We start from the raw sequence: 7,707 nt of genomic DNA, 5'->3' as shown, positions 1-7,707 counted from the left end.
GCGCCAGGAAGAAGAAGAGCGCAAACGCCTCGAGGAAGAAGAACGCAAGCGCCAGGAAGAGGAAGAGCGCAAACGCCTCGAGGAAGAAGAACGCAAGCGCCAGGAAGAGGAAGAGCGCAGACGCCTCGAGGAAGAAGAACGCAAGCGCCAGGAAGAGGAAGAGCGCAGACGCCTGGAGGAAGAAGAACGCAAGCGCCAGGAAGAGGAAGAACGCAAGCGCCAGGAGGAAGAGGAGCGGCAACGCCAGGAAGCCGAACGCCTGCGGCTGGAGGAAGAAGAACGTCAGCGCCAGGAAGCCGAACGCCTGCGGCTGGAGGAAGAAGAACGTCAGCGCCAGGAGGCCGAGCGGCTTCGGCTCGAAGAAGAAGCCCGGTTGCGCCAGGAAGCCGAGGCGCGCGCTGCCCGGGAGGCCGCCGAGGAGCGGCAGCGCCAGGCGGCCGAGCTCGATCGCCTGAATACGCGCTACAAGCGCAGCATCGAGCAATCGGTTCGGCGTCGCTGGATCAACACCGGCCTCGACGCCGATTTCGAGTGCGCGGTCCGCGTGCGTCAGGACCCGACTGGCGGCGTGCTGACCGTCGATGTGTTGCCGTGCAACGTGAGTGCCGAGACCCGCCGATCGATCGAGAACGCAGTGCTCAAGGCCTCGCCGTTGCCGCGTCCGCCGGACCCCCGTTTGTATGAACGGGTGATAGAATTTGTTTTCTCACCCCAGTGATCAGCACCATGGCTCAGACTCACCGCGTTGCCGTCGCCCTCCTGGTCGTGCTGACGGCGTGGTTCTCGACGGCGTCGCACGCTGTCCTGCGGATCGAAATCAAGGGCGGCGTCGGCGGCGGCCTGCCAATCGCTGTCGTGCCCTTCGGCATCGAGGGCAATGTCCCCGAGGACATTGCCGAGATCGTCGCGAACGATCTCTTCCGCACCGGCCGTTTCGACCCGGTTGCGCGCGAGAACATGATCTCCTCGCCTGTGCGCAGCGACGACGTGCGCTTCGACAACTGGAAGATATTGCAGGTCGACTACCTCATCGTCGGCCGGGTGAAGCAACTTACCGCGCTCGACTTTCAAGTGACCTTCGAGCTCATCGACGTCTTCCGGCAGCAGGTGCTGACCTCAGTGCAATACAACCCGCGTCGCAACCAGCTTCGGCGCTCGGCGCACAAGATCGCCGACGCTGTGGTCGAAGCGCTGCTGGGCACCCCCGGCGCCTTTGACACAAACCTCGTCTACGTGTCGGTCAAGGGCGACAGCGTGGAGTCGCGGCGGTTCGAGCTGCAGGTGTCGGATTCGGACGGCGCCAACCCCGCGTCCGTGGTCAGCCAGAGCAAACCGCTGATGTCGCCGGCCTGGTCGCCCGACGGCGGCAAGCTTGCCTATGTGTCGTTCGAGAACCCGCGGCGCACCGCCATTTTCGTGCAGGACCGCTACACCGGTCAGCGCCAACAGCTCGCGTCCTTCGAGGGCATCAACGGGGCACCGGCCTGGTCGCCTGACGGTCGGCAGATTGCGGTCACCTTGTCGTTGCGGGGCAGCCCGGACCTCTACGTGATCAACGTCGGCAGCGGTGACCGCTTCCAGCTGACCAACAACCCGGCGATCGAGACCGAGCCGGCCTGGTCACCGGACGGCAGGTTCATCTATTTCACCTCGGACCGTGCGGGCGGCCCGCAGATCTACCGCATCCCGGCGCAGGGCGGCACGACCGAGCGCATGACATTCGAGGGCAAGTACAACGCAAGCCCGGCGGTGTCGCCGAACGGCAAGCTGCTCGCCATGGTGCACCAGCTCGGCTCCGACTTCCGCATCGCGGTGCTGGACCTCGAGAGCAACCTGCTCGACGTGCTGACCAGCGGCCGGCTTGATGAATCACCGAGTTTTGCGCCGAACAGCGAGATGATCATCTACGCCACCGAGGCCGAGGGCCGCGGCGTGCTCGGCGCCGTGAGTGCGGACGGCGCGATCAAGCTCAACATGCCGCTCAGCGACGGTGATGTGCGCGAACCGGCCTGGTCACCGACCTTGCCGTGAAACATGAAGACAATGCAATGTTCAAAAAACACAGGAGAGTGGGCATGTCCAAGGGTCTGATGTCTGTGGCGGCGCTGGCGATCGTGCTGGCGGGCTGTTCCTCACGCGGTGCGCTCGACGAGGACATCCCCTCCGCCGCGGAAGCCAACGCGGTGTCTGCGGCCGAGGCCCAAGCGGCGGCAGAGGCCGAGGCAGCGAACCTCGCCGGCTCCGAGAGCGGCAACCTCGACGGTGAGCTGGTGGCGTCCGGCACCGGGGGCAGTACCGGCTTCCCCGACGGCTTCATGCCGCGCGAGGCGATTTTCGACCCGGACAGCACCCTGGCGCAGCGGATTTTCTACTTCGATTTCAACCAGGACACGATCGATTCGCAGTACATCGACGCGATCAGTGACCACGGCCGCTACCTCGCGACCTACCCGGACGCGACCGTTCGGCTGGAGGGCCACGCCGACGAGCGGGGCACCCGCGAGTACAACATCGCGCTCGGCGAGCGGCGGGCGCAGGCGATCAAACGCCTGATTATGTTACAAGGGGCGTCGTACAATCAGGTCATCACGCTCAGCTTCGGTGAGGAACAACCCGCCGTGCTGGGTCAGACCGAGGCCGCCTGGGCACAAAACCGCCGGGTGGAGCTCATCTACGAATAACGCCACACCCAACAGGACAATGCCCATGTTGCTGCGCCCGGCTCACCACCGCCCCCTCCGCGTGGCGGTCTTCTGTTGCCTCGCGGCCGTCGCAACCGGTGCGATGGCCGAGTCACCGATCGAACAGCGTGTGCAGCGCCTCGAGCGCATTCTCGACAACCGTGTGTTGATCGACCTGTTGCAGCGCATCGACGGGTTGCAGCGCGAAATGCGCCAGTTGCGCGGAGAGATTGAGCTCCAGCGCAACGAGCTGGCGACCATGGACCAGCGCAACCGCGACCTCTACATCGACACCGACCGGCGTCTGCAGGATCTCGAGACCCGCTCGAGTGCGGCCGCGGCGCAGACCCAGTCGCTGGTGCGCGAACCGACGGCACTCGGCGATGCGACGCCCGGCGTGGCGACGCCCGGCGTGGCGACGCCCGGAGCTACCACCGCAGCATCGGCTGCCGCAGCGACGGCTGCCGCAGCACCGGCTGCCGCAAACACCACCACAGCGGTGGCACGGGCGGCCACGCAGCCAGCGGACGCCACGGCGCCCGCCACCAGCGCACTGCTGACGCCACCCGAGGACGCTGACCCGGCCGAGAAATCGCTGTTCGACAACGCCTACCTCGATCTCGTCAACGGCCGCTACAACGCCGCGACCTCGGGCTTCGAAAAGCTCCTCTCGCAGTACCCGAACGGCAGCTACAACGCCGGCGCACTCTACTGGTTGGGCGAAGCGCAGTACGCGCAGCGCCAGTTCGAGTCGGCGCGCGGCTACTTCGACCAATTGCTGGTGCTGTACCCGGCGGACAAGAAGGCGCCCGACGCGCGACTCAAGGTCGGCTTCGTCGAGCACGAGCTGGGCGACATCGAGGCCGCGCGCGCGACGCTCGAGGGCGTGGTCAGCCGGCACCCGCGGACCACCGCGGCGCTGCTCGCGCAGAGGCGGCTCAGCGAAATCGGCGAATAGGGCGCCTCTCGGTGTGGGCAGCTCGGCTCGGGGCGCTTGGCGCGCGCCGGTTTGCCCGCTATACTGCGCAGCTTAGTTGGGCCGTTAGCTCAGTTGGTAGAGCAGTTGACTTTTAATCAATTGGTCGAAGGTTCGAATCCTTCACGGCCCACCATTTAACGCGCTCCGGCGCGTTTTTTTGTGCCCGGGAGCCCGGTATGCGCCACCTGCTGTTGATTCAGTTCAAGCCCGAGGTTGGCCCCGCCGACATCGACGCCCTGTTTGCCCACTTCAAGCGCATCCCGGACGAGATCCCGGGCATCGTCGGTATCGAATGCGGCGCCAACGAGAGCCCCGAGGGCCTCGACAAGGGCTACACCCACGTCGTGCTGATGACCTTCGAAGACGCCGCGGCGCGAGACGCCTACCTGCCGCACCCGGCCCACGACGCCCTGAAGGCGGTGTTCGTGCCGATGATTGGCGACATCATCGTGATCGATTACCCGATCTGAGGCGGCTGTGCGCCGCCGCCTGGCCTCCGCGTGCTGCCATCCTTGCGGTATGGCGTCTCGCAGCGGTTCGCCGCGACGTCGGTTGTACCCAGCCAGGCGACCGGTTCATGGTGTAAACGAAGCCAAGCCGGCACGGTCTGTCGGGCCGCAGGAGCGCGTGTGACGGCTGGAACCACCGTGTTATTCATGTGCATGGGCAACCTCTTTCGGAGTACGACGGCCGCATAGGCACTGAGGCAGGCGCTGCCATCCGGTGCGCCCGTGGCTGTGTGATCGGCCGGCCTTGAACACGCACCGCACGTGAGTGTCGATTTCGTGCAAGACACCACCGTGAGAAAGGGGTCGACCTTGCGCATCGCGTGTCGCGCAAGCTGCCCCGAGACCACCTGGTGTCAGCGGACCTCGCGATTGCCGTGGATACCGGCCAGCAGACGCGCGTCCACGCACAGTTTGGCGTGACCTTGCCGCGCTTCAATCAGGTCGCCTGCGGCCGCAATGAGCCGGTGCCCGATGTGTGTGATGTGGTGCCCGATTGGCGCAACAACGCTGAGGCGTCGCGTGCCGACGGCCACGCCGTCATGGACCGGATCTTCGCCAATGTGCCGGGCAGTGTTGCGCACCTGTCGGATAGCGCGATAACCGAGGACCGCTGAGGCCGCCGCACCCGCCGTGGCAAACTCCTAGGGTGCGTTGCGTCACCAATGCTCCACGGCCGGCCGCAGATCCATCTCGAAGGTCCAGGCGTCGCGCGGCTGGTGGTGCAACTGCCAGTAGGTCTCGGCCACCGAGTCGGGGTTCATGAGGCTGCCCGGCGGCAGCGCATCCGGGTCATCACCGCGTGCGCGGATGCGCTCGCGCACCCAGTCGGTGTCGACACCGGCGTCGATGATCAGGTGGGCGACGTGAATGCCTTCGGAGCCGAACTCGCGCGCCATGCTCTCTGCCAGCGCGCGCAGCCCGTGTTTGCCGGCGGCGAAGGCGGCGTAGCCGGCACTGCCGCGCACACTCGCGGTGGCGCCCGTGAAGAACACGCTGCCGTGCCGGCGCGGCACCATCACGCGCGCGGCCTCGCGGCCGACCAGAAAGCCGGTCAGCGTGCACATCTCCCAGACCTTGCGGAACACCCGGCTGGTGGTGTCGCGAAGCGGGAACTGCACGTTGCCGCCGACGTTCGATACCACCACCGACAGCGGGCCGACGCTGTCTTCGATCCACGCGAACCGCGCCTCGACCTGGGTTTCGTCACGCGCATCGAGCGAAAAGCCGTGCGCGGTGCCACCCGCCGCTTCGATGTCTGCGACCAGTGGGGCGAGCGCCTCGCCGCGGCGGCGGCCGAGGCACACCGTGTAGCCGCCGCGGGCAAAGCGCCGTGCGATGGCGGCGCCGATGTGGTCGCCGGCGCCGACGATCAGGGCGACCGGGGCAGGGGTGTTCACGCGGGTGTCCCTCGCTGTCCGTGACTCCGTGACCGCACCCTAGCCGGGTGGCAACGGTGGGGTCAACGTCGCCGCGCGGGCGGTGGCGTGCCCTGTGGCGGGTGCACGCGTATGCTGTTCGTGGCCACCGCCTGCACGCGAGCAGGCGGTGGCGACACCCGCTTTCGGAGACTGGCGCATGCGACGGCTGCACGAGCTGATAGCCCACCACCCGGCCGCCGACACGGCGTTCATTGACCACGACGGCCGGTCTGTGGGCTTCGGGGCGCTGCGTGCGCAATCGATCGCCCTGGCCGAGGCGCTGGCGACGCACGGCGTGCGGGCCGGTGATCGCGTGGTGCTGCTCGCGGAGAACTGCGCGCTGTTCCCGGTGGTCGTGTTTGCGCTGTCGCGGCTCGACGCCTGGGTGACATTGGTGAACGCCCGCCAATCCGAGTCGGAAGTCGCGGCCACGGTCGCCCACGCGGGTGCGCGGTGTGTGGTCTGCACCCGCCACGTGTCGGCCGAGGCGGCGGCCCACGCCGAACGGCTCGGTGCGACGACGTTGCTGACGCTGGACGTCGGCCCGGTGGTGGTCAGCCCGGTGGCCGACACCGAGGTCGAGCCGGTCGACCCGTCCGATCGTCAGGTTGCGGCACTGATGTACACCACCGGCACCACCAGCGCGCCCAAGGGGGTGATGCTCAGCCACCGCAACCTCATCTTCAACACCGTCGGCGTCGCCAAAGTCTGGGGCGCCATGGCGAGCGACGACGTGTTGTGTGCCTTGCCGATGACGCACATCTTCGGCTTCGCCTCGCTGATGCTGCCGGCCATCCACGCGGGTGCACGCGTTCGACTGCACACCCGCTACAACCCGGCCTCGGTGCTCGACGCGTTGGCCGACGGCGTCACCGTGTTCCCCGCGGTGCCGCAGATGATGTCGGCGCTGTTCGCCCACATGGACGCCACAGGCCGTGCGCTCCACGCACCCGCCATCCGGCGCACCTCGACCGGCGGTGCGCCACTCGACCCCGACCTCAAGCGGCGCGCCGAAGCGGAATTCGGTGTCGCGCTTGCCAATGGCTACGGCATCACCGAAGCCGCGCCGACGGTCTCGACCGGCCGGCCGGACAGGCCGCGCGAGGACAACGCCGTCGGCTGGCCGCTCGATGGCATCGAATTGCGCATCGACCAGCCTGACACCGACGGCATCGGTGAGATCTGGATCCGCGGGGAGAACATCATGCTGGGCTACTACCGCGACCCGGAACGTAGCCTCGAGGCCCTGACCGACGACGGCTGGTTGCGCAGCGGGGACCTCGGTCGGATTGACGACGACGGCGCCCTGTTCATCGCCGGTCGGCTGAAAGAGCTGATCATCCGCTCGGGTTTCAATGTCTACCCGCCCGAGGTCGAAGACATGCTCACGCGCCACCCGGCCGTCTACCAGGCCGCCGTGGTCGGGCGCGCGGTGCCGGGCAACGAGGAGATCGTGGCCTTCGTGCTGACGGACGGGGCGGTCACGGCCGACGCGATACACCGCTGGCTGCGCGAGCGGCTGGTCGCCTACAAGCTGCCGCAGCAGCTGGTGATCGTCGACGGCTTCCCGACCGCGGCGACCGGCAAGATCCTCAAGCACACGCTGCTCGGCACCTTCGCCGACCGCCTCGCGGACGGCGAGGGGGCCGCGACGGCTTCAGCCGAGTGACACCTGCTGGGCGCTGAGCTTGACCGACACCGTGAGTGCGCCCTCGTTCACCAGCCAGCGGCGCAGGGTGTAGCGGCGGGCGCCGCTCGCGTGCATCGGGTCGGCTTCGGCGTGGCCGCGTGCGGCTTCCAGCGAGTCGGCGCGGTAGATGATCTGGCCGGCGCCCTGCATGAGCTCGCCGGTTTCATCCGACACGGGCCCGGCCATCACGAGCACGCCGGATGCCTCCAGCGACGCCTGGTAGGCCAGGTGATCGGGCAGGTTGGCGCGCACCGCCTCGGGCTCGCCCGCCGGCACCGACTGCACTACATAGAGTTCAAGAGCCAACGCGCCGCGCGCCGTCGCCTCGGCCTTGTATTCGTTCCAGCTTGGCATGACCGGTTCCTCTGAAAGCCCGCTGAAATAATATCGATAATTCTTGACGAAGTCAGAATAAATCGCCAATACTCGC

Annotated in this window: 9 protein-coding genes and 1 tRNA gene; 8 read left to right on the top strand and 2 right to left on the bottom strand. The window is 67.3% G+C overall.

Annotated features, from left to right (window positions below):
* The 7 genes from AAGA11_17245 to AAGA11_17215 form a co-directional block, all read left to right on the top strand.
* A partial coding sequence (locus AAGA11_17245) for a TonB C-terminal domain-containing protein (protein ID MEM9604613.1) occupies positions 1-718 on the top strand: 718 nt, incomplete at its 5' end.
* An 8-nt stretch (positions 719-726) separates the two neighbouring features.
* Entirely contained in the window at positions 727-2,031 is a 1,305-nt protein-coding gene (gene tolB, locus AAGA11_17240) for a Tol-Pal system beta propeller repeat protein TolB (protein MEM9604612.1), read from the top strand.
* A 44-nt stretch (positions 2,032-2,075) separates the two neighbouring features.
* Positions 2,076-2,681, top strand: coding sequence for a peptidoglycan-associated lipoprotein Pal (gene pal, locus AAGA11_17235; GenBank protein ID MEM9604611.1), 606 nt, complete (start codon positions 2,076-2,078; stop codon positions 2,679-2,681).
* Positions 2,682-2,706: 25 nt separating this feature from the next.
* A complete protein-coding gene (gene ybgF / locus AAGA11_17230; GenBank protein MEM9604610.1) occupies positions 2,707-3,639 on the top strand; it encodes a tol-pal system protein YbgF in 933 nt (310 codons plus the stop codon).
* A 78-nt stretch (positions 3,640-3,717) separates the two neighbouring features.
* Positions 3,718-3,793: transfer RNA gene (locus AAGA11_17225), tRNA-Lys, on the top strand.
* Positions 3,794-3,836: 43 nt separating this feature from the next.
* A complete protein-coding gene (locus AAGA11_17220) occupies positions 3,837-4,130 on the top strand; it encodes a Dabb family protein (GenBank protein MEM9604609.1) in 294 nt (97 codons plus the stop codon).
* 389 nt (positions 4,131-4,519) lie between these two features.
* Positions 4,520-4,783 (top strand): hypothetical protein, encoded by a 264-nt coding sequence (locus AAGA11_17215; protein MEM9604608.1) that lies wholly within the window; start codon positions 4,520-4,522, stop codon positions 4,781-4,783.
* A gap of 42 nt (positions 4,784-4,825) precedes the next feature.
* Here the strand turns inward: AAGA11_17215 and AAGA11_17210 are convergent, their stop codons facing one another.
* Positions 4,826-5,566 (bottom strand): SDR family NAD(P)-dependent oxidoreductase, encoded by a 741-nt coding sequence (locus AAGA11_17210; GenBank protein MEM9604607.1) that lies wholly within the window; start codon positions 5,564-5,566, stop codon positions 4,826-4,828.
* A gap of 178 nt (positions 5,567-5,744) precedes the next feature.
* On the opposite strand from AAGA11_17210, the gene AAGA11_17205 reads away from it, so the two are divergent.
* Entirely contained in the window at positions 5,745-7,256 is a 1,512-nt protein-coding gene (locus AAGA11_17205; GenBank protein ID MEM9604606.1) for an AMP-binding protein, read from the top strand.
* Here the strand turns inward: AAGA11_17205 and AAGA11_17200 are convergent.
* On the bottom strand, positions 7,245-7,631 hold the full coding sequence (locus tag AAGA11_17200; GenBank protein MEM9604605.1) for a YciI family protein: 387 nt from the start codon (positions 7,629-7,631) through the stop codon (positions 7,245-7,247). The two genes, AAGA11_17205 and AAGA11_17200, sit on opposite strands and share 12 nt — an antisense overlap.
* Between the last annotated feature and the right edge of the window lie 76 nt (positions 7,632-7,707).

The sequence above is a fragment of the Pseudomonadota bacterium genome (assembly GCA_039196715.1).
In the GTDB taxonomy this organism is placed as follows: Bacteria; Pseudomonadota; Gammaproteobacteria; order CALCKW01; family CALCKW01; genus CALCKW01.
The sequence above is the reverse complement of the archived record's forward strand: the minus strand, read 5'-3'. Positions and strand labels throughout refer to the sequence as shown.